Below are 14,636 nucleotides of genomic sequence, written 5' to 3' on the forward strand. Positions count from 1 at the left end.
TGAGCGCAGCTTTTTTGTATAGAACTAGTCACTGATATCTGGCAGTTGTTTGGCCATTACCACGCCAGCAAAAGTAATAAAAGAGAACACTAACACCACAGCTGAAAGGCTCAAGAAGTTCGACATAACACCAAGAGAGCTCATTAGAAGCAGCATTATCCCAACCACTGTGTTACTCACGGCTACATAGCTCGTCCGTTTGTCACCTTCTGCGATATCAACTAAATAGGTTTTTCGTCCGACTCGTATTCCGTCGTGGGCAATACAAACACAAAAGTAAAGCAGAGGAATCACGAATAGGAAGCTTTGGCTAGCGGTGACCCATGTATCGTAAACAAATAAAACAACGCCAAGTAGCGCGCTCATCATTGCGCCGATGACCATCACACTGCGGCTAGAGCGATCGGACATTCTTCCCCAGAAAGGACCTGACACAAAGGAGGCCAAGCCACTCGCAAACATAAAGAGAGCTAGCACCCAGAGCTGTCCCCCCAGAGATTGCTGTGCCAGCACAACGTAGTACGGAGCACTCAGCGCAGAACATAAAAATAGTGTCCGCGTGATAACGAATCGACGAAAGGTCACGTCTGTCTTAAGTAACGCGAGTTGTTTAAATGCTTCGAGGACGCCATTTCGACCACCGTCTACCTCACCGGCATACTCATTAATTCGCGCATAGACGAATGCCGCGATGAGCCATATGACGCCCGCTAAGCCTAAACTCAGACCGTAAAAGCGCTCTGTCGGCTCTACGTCCCATAACCAGGCTAGTGCCAGAAGGCTAGCGAAAAGCAGCGTAACCAGGCCAGCAGCGCTTGAAGACCAGCCGTTGACTTGACCTCGTTGGTTTTTAGGGATGGTTTTGCCCAATACATCTTTTGATGCGACGGAATTTAAACCGCGTGAGAGGCTGAAGATCACAAGGCATGCAATCACACCATAACCCGCAGCTGCTCCTGTTAGAGTTAATGCGACCAATCCGATTGCAAATATGGAAAGAGCCTGCAAGATACTGCCAATTACCCAGACCCATTTTCTTACTGGAATGCGTCGGATGTAGTGCGCGATGCTAAGTTGTGGGATAAGGGATCCTGACTCACGAATAGGAACCAGCCAACCAATTAAGTAAACCGGAGCCCCGAGACTTTGTAGTATCCACGGCAACGTGACTTTAGGATTGATTAACGCATCGCCGACTTTCGTTAAAAACTGAGCGAGAATGATTTTAAGAAAGTTGCCGGGAACTTGATGACAAGCTGATTCAGGAATCGCCTTACAGGCACGGGCATCTTCGTCATTAACGATCTTTTCGTAAATGCTGTTTTGTTTGTCCTTGTTCATCAACCTGCCTATGTTCAACTTATTCATTTCGCGAATAAATTAACATTAAACCCAGATTGATGTTAAGTGAAGCACGTTATCAAGCCCACAGAAAACCGGTTGTTATTCGCAGGAGCAGATTGTGCTAAAGTGGCGTAAACAAAATAACAACGATATTCAATAAGGATTCTTTCATGGACGCTCTCGATCTTTTGCTCAATCGCCGATCTATCGCGAAGTTATCCGCGCCTGCACCAGAAGGTAAAGCTCTTGAGAACATCATTCGTGCTGGCCTTCGTGCGCCTGACCATGCGGGATTAACCCCTTGGCGTTTCGTTATCGCACAGGGCGATGGTTTGAAAAAACTGTCAGATATCTTGGTAAAAGCGGCAGAAGCTGAAAATAGTGATGAAGCGGTGGTCGAAAAGGTAAAGAATGCCCCATTTCGCGCACCAATGGTGATCACGGTGATTGCTAAAGTAACAGAACATGAGAAAGTACCAGCACTAGAGCAACACTTATCTGCGGGATGCGCTGTACAAGCGATGCAAATGGCAGCCGTAGCGCAAGGCTTTCAAGGGTTTTGGCGCTCAGGTAAGTGGATGTTCCATCCAGAAGTTCATCAAGCATTTGGTTTAGAAGGTGACGATGAGATTGTTGGTTTCTTGTACTTAGGCACGCCTGGTTGTACACCGATGAAAGTTCCTGAGCGTGACCTTTCTCAGTTTGTTGAATTTCTATAACTGAAAACTTAAATAAATTGACTGTTTATTTATACAGTTTTTCTTGATTTATTAGGGCTACATTCGTTAATGTGGCCCTAATTATATTTATTTCCAAAACGTTATGTCTCGTCTGTTTATTGCTGAAAAACCAAGCTTAGGCCGTGCGATTGCCGCTGCACTGCCAAACCCTCAAAAGAAAGATCAAGGATTCATCCGCTGTGGGAACGGGGATATCGTTACTTGGTGTATCGGCCATTTGCTCGAACAAGTCGAACCTGACGCTTACGATGAGCGTTATAAAAAGTGGAATATGGCAGATTTACCAATTGTTCCGCAGCAATGGCAGCTCAGACCGAGGAAAAGCGCAAGTAAGCAATTAACAGTGATTCGTAAATTGCTCAAAGAAGCTAACGAAGTCATTCATGCAGGAGACCCAGATCGAGAGGGTCAGCTGTTAGTTGATGAAGTTCTGGACTATTGCAAGTTATCTAAAACCAAGAAGGAATCCACACAGCGTTTGCTGATTTCCGACTTGAACTTACCTGCGGTTAAACGCGCACTCAGTTCTATGCGCAGTAATCGCGAGTTTATCCCACTTTCAGTTTCTGCATTGGCCCGCTCTCGGGCTGATTGGCTGTATGGTATGAACATGTCTCGTGCTTATACCTTGCTTGGTCAAAAAGCAGGGTATCAAGGTGTTCTCTCGGTAGGGCGAGTGCAAACGCCAGTTCTTGGCTTAGTGGTGCGTCGTGATGAAGAAATCGAAAACTTTGTCCCGAAGGACTATTTTACCCTACATGCTCTGATCCCATATCAAGATGCCAATGGTACTTTTGATATTCGTGCTCGTTGGAAGCCAAGTGAGGCATGCAAGCCTTGGCAGGACGAAGAAGGTCGAGTGTTAAACCGTAAGTTGGTGGAAAATGTTGCAAACCGCATCGCAAATCAACCTGCAAAAGTGACGGAGTCGGAACAAAAGCAAACCAAGCAATCAGCACCATTACCTTATTCGTTATCTGCCTTACAGATCGATGCCGCGAAGCGCTATGGTATGAGTGCGCAACAAGTACTAGATACTTGTCAGGCATTGTATGAAAAGCACAAGCTGATCACTTACCCGCGTTCAGATTGTCGCTATTTACCGATGGAACACTACTCACAAGCAGGGACGGTGACAACTGCTATTGCGAATAACGCAAAAGAGTTGCAAGTTGCCGTTCAGGGAGCAGACTTAACATTAAAGTCCAAAGCCTGGAACGATAAAAAAGTGGATGCGCACCATGCGATTATCCCTACACCGAAGCAAGCTAATGTGAATGCGCTTTCCGGCAATGAGATGAAAGTGTATCAATTGATTGCGCGCCAGTACCTCATGCAGTTCTATCCGGCGGCGGTTTACGCAGAAGCGAAATTGGTTTTCGATATCGCTGGTGGTACGTTTGTCGCGAAAGGTCGTCAGTTAGTTTCGCCGGGTTGGAAAGCGCTAATGGGCAAAACTGACAAGGAAGATGAAGGTATTGATGCCGTGCCACCGCTACCCGAAGGCACCGTGTTAACTTGTCGTGAAGGGGAAATAAAAGACCGAAAAACCGAGCCACCAAAGCATTTTACCGAAGCATCGCTGTTGCAAGCGATGACCGGGATCGCCCGTTACGTTGCGGATAAAGAACTGAAAAAAATCCTTCGTGACACTGATGGGCTAGGCACGGAAGCGACTCGCGCTGGTATTTTGGACACGCTGTTCAAACGCCAACTGCTTACGCGTCAAGGTAAGTCAATTCTCAGTTCTCCTGCGGGAAGAGGTCTCATTCATGCCTTGCCAGAAGATTCAACATACCCTGATATGACGGCTCATTGGGAGCACCAGTTACAAGGTATGGCAGAGAGAAATCAAGCATATCAGCCGTTCATGCAAGCACTGGAACAACGCATTGATAGCTTGATGGCACAAGTAAAAGCAGGCCCTATCCCTGATTCATTACGTCATTTACCCAAGGTGGAACGTCCTGCGTTTAAACGTAAAAAGCGCAGTTATTCAAAGAATGGTGGCGCGACTAAATCTCGTGCAACCAAAGGTAAGCAGGCATAGGACAAGCGCGGTGTAATTAAACACCGCGCATGCTTGAAAATAGATTACTCGAACAGGTCACCGTGGTTTTGGATCGCGCCTCTTACTTCACCTTGAGTTAACACGCGTTTGTCCAGTACCTCTTTCACCTGGTTGCCCAAGTCAACTAATGTATCTCGATTCGCTTGAGTTTGGCGTTTACCAGCACTTCTCAAGCAGTAATTTAGTTCGTGCTCTTCGCTAAAATTAACCAAATCCCTATCTGCTGCCATCGTGCTTTCTCCTTATTTGTTCTACTTTTTCCTAAGTCTGGATTGGATGTAGATAAATTCAAGTTAGATTGCGTGAATTATGCTGGTGGATCACTGATGAACATTATGTTTGCCAACCAAGTCACGATTATGAAGCCTGGCTTTGATGGTATTTGGTTTAGTGATGGTTGTGTCTTAATGCTGCTACCAAGGTAACTCAGTACCATCGTAGTTAATAAATCGACCTGAAAGCTGCGGTGTGCTCAGCTCTATCACGTTCGCTAGGCCTTGCGCGGAGGTTTGCGTATCTATCAAAGCATTTGGCCCGCCCATCGCCGTTTTTACCCAACCAGGGTGAAGCGCTAAAACGGTAAATCCTTCAGGTGTTAAATCATTACTTAAGCTTTTCACAACCGAGTTAAGCGCCGCTTTCGATGAGCGATAAATATAACCGCCACCGGACGTATTTTCGGTCATGCTCCCCACTTTTGATGAGATACAAGCAATCTTTTTTATCTTGCCTTGTTGTAAGCGAGGGTAACAGTGCTCAACCAGTTTTAACGGTGCAATGGTGTTTACTTCGAAGGCTTTACGCCATTCTTCTACGTCAGTGTTTCCAAAGCCATATCCCTTGGGGCCGTAATATCCTGCATTATTGATGAGTAAGTCGATGGCAGGGAGTTTATCGGCAAGCTTAGCGACTTGTTCGTAGTGAGTGACATCCAGTTCGTGCAAAACCAAATTACTGAATTGTGAGGCTAGAGTTTGTAGTTCTGAACTGTTCTCTAAGGAACGGCTAGTAGCATGTACTTGGTGGCCTTGCTTCAGGTACAGCTCAGTTAAGCTAAGGCCAATGCCGCGATTTGCTCCGGTAATAAAGACGGTTTGACTCATACAAACACCTATGTTTTTTTGATTTCAGTTGAAAGTCATTGTGTTAGTTAAGCACAATAAAATCAACCAACCACCACGCACCAACAACAAGAGATGAAAATAGGGACAGGGCACAAAGAGAGCCAAACAGTGCGCCGAGAATAGCAAAGAAAGTAGAATTCATATGTATATTAAATTTAATTGATATTGAAAATCATTATCAATTAAATTGCGTTTTATTCAACCCTTTAAGTTGATACTATTTCGTTACCATTGTTATTAAGAATTTCTCATGCTGCCATTTATCTACCACCCGATTTATTCTCAACTTGAGTTGCCAGAGGGGCATCGTTACCCAATTATGAAATACCAGTACCTCTATGAATCGGTATTGGTGCATATGGAGAAAGATAACTGGAAAGAGCACACGCAGTTTTTCCAGCCCGAAGCATTAACTGTTGGGGAAGTAAAACGTGTTCATGACGAGGAATACGTCGAGTTACTTGTTAGTGGAAACATGCCAGCTGCGAAGATGCGCCGAATAGGTTTTCCTTGGAGTGAGTCTCTCATTACCAGAACGCTAACTTCAGCAGCGGGCACGGCTCTGACCGCAAAAAAGGCACTTGAGTACGGTGTGGCCATTCATTTGAGTGGTGGGTATCACCACGCACACAAAGAGTTTGGCAGTGGTTTTTGTTTATTTAATGACTTAGTGATCGCGGCCAGGCAAGCGCTCGAAGTCGAGCATGTCGATAAAGTATTGATCATTGATAGTGATGTTCACCATGGGGATGGAACAGCAACTTTATGTGACGATGAGCCAGATATCATCACGCTTTCTTTCCACTGTGATAAAAACTTCCCAGCGAGGAAGCCTCAGTCTGACCTCGATGTGCCTTTGGTGCGAGGGACAGGTGATGAGGATTTTTTAATGGCGTTTAAAGAAGTGGTCGATATGGCACTTAATCTTCATCGCCCTGATTTAGTTATCTACGATGCTGGTGTCGATATACATCAAGACGATGAGCTTGGATATTTTGATGTGTCGACTCAAGGGATTTTAGAACGTGATAGATTTTTAATGCAAACAGTGAAATCTCGAGGTATCCCTGTCGCAGCTGTCGTTGGAGGTGGATATCGAACGAATCATGCTGACCTCGTCCCAATCCATTTGCAGCTTATCAATGCCGCTAAAGAAGTCTTTATTGATGAGTAGATACAACTAGACGTAAATATCAAATTGATTCAACACTGGAACGAACGAAAAGGGCATTAATTTTTTGTGGGTTCTTTCTGAGTGTGGCGGAGTGCTTAGTTGCGTTCAAGAAGTGATAAGTGATTTGTACAAATCTTTTTAAGTCTGGAGATGCGAAAAAGCCCGCTAATTTCTTAGCGGGCTTTTTCTAAATGTGGCGGAGAGATAGGGATTTGAACCCTAGATACGCTATTAACGTATGCCGGTTTTCAAGACCGGTGCTTTCAACCACTCAGCCATCTCTCCGTTGTTGAGGCGCATAATATAAGGCTTTGAAAATGTTGTAAACCCCTAGTTGAACTGATTGGATGTTTACTGCGCAAATTTGTGGTTTGTGTTGTTGAAATAAACAAAAACTCCCCAAAAAGGGGAGTTTGAATAGTATATGGATTGCTAGGTATTAATCGTTTTTAGAATAAAAACGCTGTAACTCAGTTAAACCTTGCATCAAAACTGGCAACTTCGGTGCATCATCTCGAAGTCGTTTGTAGTTTTTGTCATACAGCTTGTAGTTGCCAAACTTATCGATCACTGTGGTTTGTGAGCTAGTAATTAAGGCAAGCTCGCGAGTATCGCCTGCCAAGATCCAGCGACGACGACTTTCATCGAATAGGTTGCGACCACTACTGTAATCATATGGGTTGGAAGATACGCCGAGCATATCTTGCAACAGTGTAACTGAGAGGTCCAAGTGACTTGTGCTGTGATTAAATTCGCCAGCCAGCATTCCAGGCCAATGGATCACCATCGGAACTTGTAATTGATAACGGCTGTAGTTGCTGTTTGCTCCCCAGCTGTTCGTATTGGTTTCGTTAAATTCACTACCGTGATTAGAAGTGATGATTACGATGGTGTTTGTCAGTTGTCCCGTCGTTTCCAGTTCATCAATAATACCGGCGATAGTTCTATCCGCCGACTTCACTGCATATTCATAAGCTTTTTTGAATCGCTCACTTGCAGGCATTTCTTCGTCATTATTTGAAGGAATCGATTCAAAATTATCAACGGTGGTGACTTCGATGTAACTAAACCATGGCTGACTTGCTTTCTCTGCTAACCATGTATTCCAGTTTGCGATAGATTGTTTATCGGTATGAGCTTGCGTGCCATCTAGGTCTTCCGCTAAGTTCAAGTCGCGGAAAATAATTTCTGAGTAGAGATCATCTTCAAACCCACTGCCACTGAATAAACCAAAGTTGTAGCCCTGATCTTTCAGTACATCGAGCAATACTGGGGAAGCACCTTGCGCCTTGATGCTTGATGCATAACTGGTCGGTAAGCCATAGAACAAACCAAAGGCCCCGTATGTATCATTACTTGAGCTGTAATGATTACGGAAGTTCTGATTGTTTTCAGCAAACTCATAGAGGTTAGGCATCTCTTCTTGGTTCAGCGCATCCGCTCGTAAATTGTTTATGCTGATCATCAACACATTGAGCTTATTAACTCGGCGGTTAAACTCAAGCTTTTCAAGAGGGTAGTTGACTAACTCTACGTTGCTTTCGTTTTCTGCTAAACGTTTTAGGTATTCCTCACGGTCAAGTAGACCATGTTTTTCCATAAAACTCTTCGCTGTCATCGGGTAAGACAACGGGAAGTTTGAACGCTGGCTAGTAATTGGGTTGTAAAAATACGCATCTGCCCAAATGTAAACCAAATGGCTGGTCATAAAGCTGAGGAAAAAGACGGCCGCGAGAGGGCGTCCTACGTGCTTATGAGATAGTTTGCGCTGTTTTCGCCATACCCATTCGGATAGTGCGAGTTGAACAAGGAAGATCAGCGGCATCACAACAAATAAATGTTGTAGGTCAGTGCTGAGTGCACTTTTGTCTTCGCTGAATAGTAACTCCCAGACAACGGGAGTTAAGTGCAAATTGATCGACTGATACGCTTGGGTATCAATTAATAATATGGTTTGCCCAACGGTTGCGAAAATCACTGCCACCAAACGGAACAATTTCCGCGATGGCAGGATAAACGTCAACGGGAATAGAACAAGCAAGTAAAGTGCGAAAACTAGAAAGCCAAAGTGACCAACCCAAGAAACCGCCAGATAAAACTGACCAAGTAACGTCTCGGGCCAAGGAGACTGAACAATGTAGCGTGTGCCTATCAACATCGACGCAACGATATTGAAGAATGCAAACCAGTGACCCCAACCAACTAGTCGAGATACACGTTCGCCGTATGAGTTTCCGCTGTCTACCATGTATGTGTTCTATTGTCCGTGATTAGTGTGTTTTTGGTGTTTCTAAAGAAGACATCAGCGCCTGAGCAAATTTTTCAGCAATCGCTTTGCGTTGTGAAGCAGCAACACGTTGATTTAAGACATTGGTTGCGATATTTCCGGCAATCATTAGCGTCAACTCAGGAGAAGCAGCGTGTTTTTCAAGAACTGTTGCTACTTCAGCAAGAATTTTTTCTACTTGCTCGTCAGTATATTTAGATGTAATCGGCATAAAGACTCTAATAATGATAGTAAAAGCGGCTTATGATAACCTACAATGCCCATCAACTAAAACCTTGTAGCAAGATAAAATCACTATGAGTCTTCATCTTTCAAACGTTATTCTGCATCAACTGTGCAAAAACGATCAGGACGAGCTGGTTGTAAACTTTCGTCCAGCATCATTAGAGAACGATGCATCTACAGAAAACTTAGTCGCTGAGCTTCACCGAGTATTCCATTCTAAAGCTGGTAAAGGTTTTGGCGCTTTCCAGTCAGACAGCGAATTTCAATTTTGGCTTCAAGAAATGCGCAAAGGAGAGCGAGATTTTTACGACTTCTCACAAATTAGTGCAAATCGCTTGAAAGAAGAGTTGATTAAGTACCCATTTGCGGATGAAGGTATCTTGGTTTTCGCTGAGTATCAGAGTTTAGCAACGGACTACTTGTTCATCGGTATCTTACCAATGAATCAGAGTTTAAAAGTGACCGAAGGTTTGGACATCAGTGCGACAGATTACCTTGATATCACCAAAATGGATATTGCCGCACGCATCGACCTGTCGAGCTACGAGACCGACAAGGAATCCAATCGTTATCTGCAATACATTAAAGGACGCGTTGGCCGTAAAGTGGCGGACTTCTTCCTAGATTTTCTGCAAGCGGATATTGGCTTAGATACTAAACAACAAAACTTAGTGTTGATGCAGGCGGTGGATGATTTTTGTGCTGACTCGAAGCTAGAAAAGCAAGAAGTGAACGAGTACAAGAAACAAGTTTACGACTACTGCAATGAGCAAATTAAATCCGGTGATGAGGTTCAAATCTCAGAGCTTTCCGGAGAGCTTCCTCAAAGCCAAGATGGCACGAGCTTTATGGATTTCACCAAAGAGCAAGGGTACGAGCTTGAAGAGTCTTTCCCAGGTGATCGTGCGACGGTTCGCAAACTGACTAAATTTGTTGGAGCTGGTGGTGGTTTGAATATTAGCTTCGATAGTCTCTTACTTGGCGAGCGTATTTTTTATGATCCAGAGACGGATACCTTAACGATTAAAGGGACGCCTCCAAATCTAAAAGATCAGTTAAGTCGCAATTAAAATCATATCGTTAAATAAAGAGAGCAAACGGCTCTCTTTATTTATGTGAATAAGAAACATCCATAGTATATGCTTGTAATTAATGGAGATATGCGAGGGGCAAGTGTTGCTGAAGCTAAAAGAAGGAATACGGCGGTTTGTTTGGTTCTGGTTCGTTTTGTGGTGTGTTTTAGCACTTGGCATTTGGCTGCAAGCCAAACAAACGATTCAAACGATTTCGACTGTAAATGAGTTAGGAAGTAAAGTTGAAGAAGTCAGGCACTTTTTTAACTTCGATCTGCCTTACCGTGTTAAACACGTCGACCAAATTTCACTGAAACTTCAGTTGGCTTATGCAGTTCGCTTACAGCTTGAAAGTGAGTTTTCTGAAGGGAAAATCACACCAGATATCACTCAATTGCTTTATACGACCGACCGATTTTTAGAAAGTGCTCGAGCTTTTGTGAGAAGTGACAGTGAATTGGTTTCGTTAGCAGAACAGTTACGAAGCAGCCGTGCTCGAACAGAAAACTCTGAGCAAATTCAGGCAATGTACTATCGCTTAGGTGCGCTTGTTTTTGAGTCTGTCTTTAGTGACTCTGCAACGAATAGCGATACTTACCGTGACTTAGACCGACTTTTTATTGAATCAGAGGCACTCTCTCCCGAAGAGCGAAGTGCTCTTCAGCGCCAGCTTGCTCAAACCTCAAGCGCACTATCTGCTCAGGCACAGGGCAGTTATTTATCTAATCAACTGCTTAATCCAGATTTCCCGAACCAGTTAACTTCGATAAATGATAAGTTGGAACAGAAGCTAATGACTTTTATTGTTTGGCTGTCTGTAATCAGTGGTTTGCTCCTTTTCCTCATTTCATTGGGAGCCTTCTCCCCAAAAACGATTCAACCGATACCACTACCCAGAACCGATGATAAAAAGTCAGAGCAAGTTGGCGATGATGAAAATGGAGCTAACACTGTTCCCTCAGCTCAGTCAGAAAATTTTCAAAACGTCCAAATGAACGAAAAAAGTTGTAATGAGGTGAATTCATCACAAGTGGAAGTAGTGGAACGTGAGCCGTACATAGATATCAATAAAATGTTAGATTCTCTGTCTGGTGACGAGGGCGCTGTGCGGATGTTACTGGAGGTCTTTATTCAGGACCACTCTGGCGATGGCACTAAAATGTATCAGCTGTTAGAAGAGGATAAAGAGCAAGCGCAAAGAGCCGCACACAGTCTTAAAGGGGTCTCAGGGAGTTTAGGTGCAATGCCATTGCACTGTATTTCGGGTGATATTGAACTGTTGATTAAACAAGGGCAAAAAGTGCCGGAAGAGAAGTTGGCATGTTTAGATGATGTCCTAAAACAAACCATACTTTTTGCTAATAATGTTCTCAATAGTGAAAAGATAACAGAAGCGCTAACAGATTGATATTGCTCTGACTTAATGTCATAAGAGTTGAGGTAATAAAGGCTCGAACTATATGACTTAGTTCGCTTTATTCCTGTTCTATACAATTTGTTAAAGGTGTTTTCATGTCCGTTCGCCGAATGTCTTCAATGATGTTGATAGGGCTGGTTATGATGCTTTCAGGGTGCTCCCTGCTCGAAGTCAAGATCGAGAGTCAAACCGTCCCTCTTACCAAACAAGAGCTCAATATGCGTCTTTTGACTCGTGAGTATGCGCAGCAGTTTTTTGCTCAGGTTGAGCAAGCAGCAGACGCACTACACGAACAATATGAGCCTCATGATGAAGTTCATCAATCTTATATTTTACTTTGGAAGATAAATGCTGAAGAAGGCATCCAAGCTTCTGCATACCAAGTGTCCCCAATGGCTGCACTGATTGATACATGGACTTTCACGCTACAAATGGAACAGTTTTTTACTACCGCTTCTGGTAATGAGCTCTTTGCGTCCGATGAGGCCAAGTTAGTTTCCGTTTATTTAGCGAAAGAGGTAGATAAACTGGCTCAATCTTTATTGAAGAAAGAAGCATACATCAAGACACAAACGTTTGTTGCAGAGTTCGCCAAGCAGCATCCCTTCGCTGATTTAAGCATGATTAGGACTCCGGCTTACCGTAGGTGGTTAGATGCAAACCAAATTAGCGAAGAGGAAGCCGTTACAACGCTAGGCACGATGCCAGAAGCACTCGGGGATGTCTCTGATCGTCTAAGTCTGGTATCAGAACAGACACCAAAAATTATGACGTGGAAAGCGCAGTTGTTGGCCTTGAGTAGCTCTGCCAGTATCGAAAAAGTCAATGCGGCGCTCAATAGTTTGCAAGTTACCGCTGATTCGGTGAGGGATTTTATCGATAACAACCCAGAGTACATGCGTTATTTGGCAGAGCAAATGGCGCTGGAGTTACAACCTTTGGTTGACGATATCGATCAAAGGACGGAGGCGCGTTTATCTCAGTTGGGTGAAGAACGCCAAGCTATAGAGCTGATGGTTGCCAGAGAGCGCCAAGAAATCGCACAGATCATTACCCATGAGCGCGAGAAGTTTGCTCAAGATATGGATCGAGTGTCGCAAGAGGTTGTGAATCTCGCAATGACTAAGCTGATTGAACTTGTCAAAAGTACCATCATCTACTTTATTCTGTTCATTGCCGTTATATTCTTTGCACCGCTTGGCTTGGGCTATTGGTTTGGGAAGCGTTCAGCCGTGAAAACGCCAGTCAAACAAAGCTAACGATTTGTTTTGGAAATAAAAAAAGAGCGCTTTAAAGCGCTCTTTTTTAGTATTGAATTCGGAAGAGAGGTTCTTCCTATCTCTGCGAAGTTAAGCGGTTTGCTGCTTTAATTCGCCTTCAGCTTCTTCAACTGCTTCTGCTGTTGGTTCGCACTTATCAACAAACCAACCCATGTAAGAAGTGAAGATCGTTACGATGATACATACAAAACTCAGCCACATGAACGGGGCATAAGACAGTGTAGCAACACCCAAAATACTGGCCATGTAGATACCGTTGTCACTCCAAGGGACCATACCTGAGGTTAGCGTGCCGCCAAATTCTGCGTTACGAGACAAATTCTTACGTTTGTAGCCTAGACGGTCATAGTTCTTCGCACAGATTTTTGGGGTCAGAATAAGTGAAACGTACATCGCTGAACCAAATACGTTGCCCATAAAGGCCGTACCAATTGTGCTTGTTGCCAATGAACCTGCACTTTGAACGCGTTTTTCAAACAGCTTCGCGATAGTCTCTAGCACGCCTACTTTATCTAGTAGACCGCCAAAACCAAGGCCGAATACGATAACCGCTACCGACCCAAGCATTGAAGACATGCCGCCACGGTTAAGGATTGAGTCAATGAAATCTACGCCAGATGAGATTGCAAACGGAGCCCAAGCCGTGTTGAACGCGGTTAGGAAATCGACATCTTGGATCATCACTGCCCAAATAATACCTAGCAGAGAACCAAAACTGATCACTGGGAATGAAGGCATACGCATCGCTAGAAGTGACAATACGATGATCACAGGAACAAATGAGTAAGGGGTGATGTAGAACTGCTGTTCCATCGCTTTAATGACAGAGTCTACCTGGCTCATGTCAACTTGACCTGCGTAGTGGAAGCCAAATGCAGTAAACATAATGCCTGTAATAATGTAGCTAATGAGTGCTATCGGCAACATGCCTTTAATATGTTCCATCACTTCAACGTTAGACATAGATGAAGCAAGGATTACTGAATCCGATAGAGGCGACATTTTGTCACCAAAGTAACAGCCTGAAAGTACGGCACCTGCAGTGATTGGCGCAGGAACACCAAGACCTTGACCGATACCCATCATTGCAATACCTGCCGTGCCAGCCGCACCCCAAGACGTGCCAGTCGCTAGCGCAGTCAATGAACAGATGATCATGGTCGCGAGCAAAAAGATGGAAGGGTGGATTGCTTTAAGGCCGTAGTAAATAATGGTTGGAACAATACCACCAGAGATCCAAGTACCTACAAGCGCGCCAACGGCCAAAAGGATTAAAACGGCTCCAAGTCCATTGGAAATGCCATTTAGTGCTGCTTTTTCCAGATCTTTATACTGATGGCCAAGCTTTATGCCCAATATCATGACAATGAACCAACCGATGTATAGCGCTAGCTGAATCGGTAGGTCTAGCTTGGCTGTGAACGAAAATGCCAGCAGGAGAAATAAACCGAGCGAGATAAATACCTGTATCAAGCTTGGTAGGCGTGGTGTAACTTGCTTCATATGTGCCTCTGTCAATCTTGGAGCAATAGAGGAAGGCGCTCCTTGTTGTAATCGCGCATAACATACATTAACAAAAATTATATTTCGAACATTTGGTGTTTTATCTTGATGTTCGTCGGTAAAAACGTTTGCTTGTGAAATTAACTGTTAGTTTGTTTTAACTTTTTTGGTTTTAAATGTTGTGTAATGTGAAATTATTGTGCTTCATGTGTTATTTTCTCATTGAGTGGTAAGACCAATTAGGGGACTAAAGTGCTTTCCCTACTTGAAAAATGGTTAAAACCGCAAACCAAACACTAAAAAATCTCGTGTAACCCGGTTTTTCAGAGGAAAAGGTTAAAAAACGCGCTTATTTACAAAATAGGGGTTGAGATTTTGCTGTGAAAAATTAACTATGG

General features: G+C 43.9%; 12 protein-coding genes and 1 tRNA gene. 6 read left to right on the top strand and 7 right to left on the bottom strand.

All coding sequences use genetic code 11. The features are described from left to right. Positions 1-24 precede the first annotated feature (24 nt). Positions 25-1,341 carry an MFS transporter gene (locus tag R7Z77_RS02565; protein ID WP_025767195.1) on the bottom strand — a complete coding sequence of 439 codons (1,317 nt, stop codon included), beginning with the start codon at positions 1,339-1,341 and terminating at the stop codon, positions 25-27. Between the two features lie 173 nt (positions 1,342-1,514). Here R7Z77_RS02565 and R7Z77_RS02570 point away from each other — a divergent pair, with 173 nt between their 5' ends. After that, positions 1,515-2,063 carry an NAD(P)H nitroreductase gene (locus R7Z77_RS02570; protein WP_005380711.1) on the top strand — a complete coding sequence of 183 codons (549 nt, stop codon included), beginning with the start codon at positions 1,515-1,517 and terminating at the stop codon, positions 2,061-2,063. Positions 2,064-2,166: 103 nt separating this feature from the next. Next, a complete protein-coding gene (locus R7Z77_RS02575) occupies positions 2,167-4,134 on the top strand; it encodes a DNA topoisomerase III (protein WP_017821143.1) in 1,968 nt (655 codons plus the stop codon). Positions 4,135-4,178: 44 nt separating this feature from the next. On the opposite strand, the gene R7Z77_RS02580 is transcribed toward R7Z77_RS02575, so the two are convergent. Both R7Z77_RS02580 and R7Z77_RS02585 read right to left on the bottom strand, forming a co-directional pair. Beyond that, positions 4,179-4,385 (bottom strand): hypothetical protein, encoded by a 207-nt coding sequence (locus R7Z77_RS02580; RefSeq protein ID WP_005380717.1) that lies wholly within the window; start codon positions 4,383-4,385, stop codon positions 4,179-4,181. A 183-nt stretch (positions 4,386-4,568) separates the two neighbouring features. Then, positions 4,569-5,258: an SDR family oxidoreductase gene (locus R7Z77_RS02585; protein WP_017635826.1), complete on the bottom strand. Its 690-nt coding sequence runs from the start codon at positions 5,256-5,258 to the stop codon at positions 4,569-4,571. A 271-nt stretch (positions 5,259-5,529) separates the two neighbouring features. Between R7Z77_RS02585 and R7Z77_RS02590 the strand changes: the two genes are divergently transcribed. Continuing rightward, the gene (locus tag R7Z77_RS02590) at positions 5,530-6,453 is read left to right on the top strand and encodes a histone deacetylase (protein WP_005384909.1); all 924 of its coding nucleotides are present in this window, start codon (positions 5,530-5,532) and stop codon (positions 6,451-6,453) included. A 194-nt stretch (positions 6,454-6,647) separates the two neighbouring features. Here R7Z77_RS02590 and R7Z77_RS02595 read toward each other — a convergent pair. From R7Z77_RS02595 to R7Z77_RS02605, 3 genes are all read right to left on the bottom strand, one after another. After that, positions 6,648-6,738, bottom strand: a tRNA-Ser gene (locus R7Z77_RS02595). 154 nt (positions 6,739-6,892) lie between these two features. After that, entirely contained in the window at positions 6,893-8,701 is a 1,809-nt protein-coding gene (locus tag R7Z77_RS02600; protein WP_213891762.1) for a DUF3413 domain-containing protein, read from the bottom strand. Positions 8,702-8,723: 22 nt separating this feature from the next. After that, complete coding sequence (locus R7Z77_RS02605) at positions 8,724-8,951, bottom strand: YejL family protein (protein ID WP_005380722.1); 228 nt, start codon at positions 8,949-8,951, stop codon at positions 8,724-8,726. Positions 8,952-9,036: 85 nt separating this feature from the next. Here R7Z77_RS02605 and yejK point away from each other — a divergent pair, with 85 nt between their 5' ends. From yejK to R7Z77_RS02620, 3 genes are all read left to right on the top strand, one after another. Next, positions 9,037-10,035, top strand: coding sequence for a nucleoid-associated protein YejK (yejK, locus tag R7Z77_RS02610; RefSeq protein WP_005380723.1), 999 nt, complete (start codon positions 9,037-9,039; stop codon positions 10,033-10,035). A gap of 82 nt (positions 10,036-10,117) precedes the next feature. Next, complete coding sequence (locus tag R7Z77_RS02615; protein ID WP_053349606.1) at positions 10,118-11,446, top strand: Hpt domain-containing protein; 1,329 nt, start codon at positions 10,118-10,120, stop codon at positions 11,444-11,446. A 104-nt stretch (positions 11,447-11,550) separates the two neighbouring features. Further along, the gene (locus tag R7Z77_RS02620; protein WP_318136594.1) at positions 11,551-12,714 is read left to right on the top strand and encodes a chemotaxis protein; all 1,164 of its coding nucleotides are present in this window, start codon (positions 11,551-11,553) and stop codon (positions 12,712-12,714) included. A gap of 90 nt (positions 12,715-12,804) precedes the next feature. On the opposite strand, the gene nhaC is transcribed toward R7Z77_RS02620, so the two are convergent. Continuing rightward, positions 12,805-14,238, bottom strand: coding sequence for a Na+/H+ antiporter NhaC (gene nhaC / locus R7Z77_RS02625; protein WP_005380726.1), 1,434 nt, complete (start codon positions 14,236-14,238; stop codon positions 12,805-12,807). Positions 14,239-14,636 lie beyond the last annotated feature (398 nt).

It is taken from the genome of Vibrio sp. 1401, from assembly GCF_033340295.1.

Coding starts and splice junctions, on each gene's coding strand:
- R7Z77_RS02620 (WP_318136594.1), top strand. CDS start 11,551: ATGTCCGTTCGCCGAATGTCTTCAATGATGTTGATAGGGCTGGTTATG.
- R7Z77_RS02615 (WP_053349606.1), top strand. CDS start 10,118: ATGGAGATATGCGAGGGGCAAGTGTTGCTGAAGCTAAAAGAAGGAATA.
- R7Z77_RS02575 (WP_017821143.1), top strand. CDS start 2,167: ATGTCTCGTCTGTTTATTGCTGAAAAACCAAGCTTAGGCCGTGCGATT.
- nhaC (WP_005380726.1), bottom strand. CDS start 14,238: ATGAAGCAAGTTACACCACGCCTACCAAGCTTGATACAGGTATTTATC.
- R7Z77_RS02600 (WP_213891762.1), bottom strand. CDS start 8,701: ATGGTAGACAGCGGAAACTCATACGGCGAACGTGTATCTCGACTAGTT.
- R7Z77_RS02585 (WP_017635826.1), bottom strand. CDS start 5,258: ATGAGTCAAACCGTCTTTATTACCGGAGCAAATCGCGGCATTGGCCTT.
- R7Z77_RS02580 (WP_005380717.1), bottom strand. CDS start 4,385: ATGGCAGCAGATAGGGATTTGGTTAATTTTAGCGAAGAGCACGAACTA.
- R7Z77_RS02570 (WP_005380711.1), top strand. CDS start 1,515: ATGGACGCTCTCGATCTTTTGCTCAATCGCCGATCTATCGCGAAGTTA.
- yejK (WP_005380723.1), top strand. CDS start 9,037: ATGAGTCTTCATCTTTCAAACGTTATTCTGCATCAACTGTGCAAAAAC.
- R7Z77_RS02590 (WP_005384909.1), top strand. CDS start 5,530: ATGCTGCCATTTATCTACCACCCGATTTATTCTCAACTTGAGTTGCCA.
- R7Z77_RS02565 (WP_025767195.1), bottom strand. CDS start 1,341: ATGAACAAGGACAAACAAAACAGCATTTACGAAAAGATCGTTAATGAC.
- R7Z77_RS02605 (WP_005380722.1), bottom strand. CDS start 8,951: ATGCCGATTACATCTAAATATACTGACGAGCAAGTAGAAAAAATTCTT.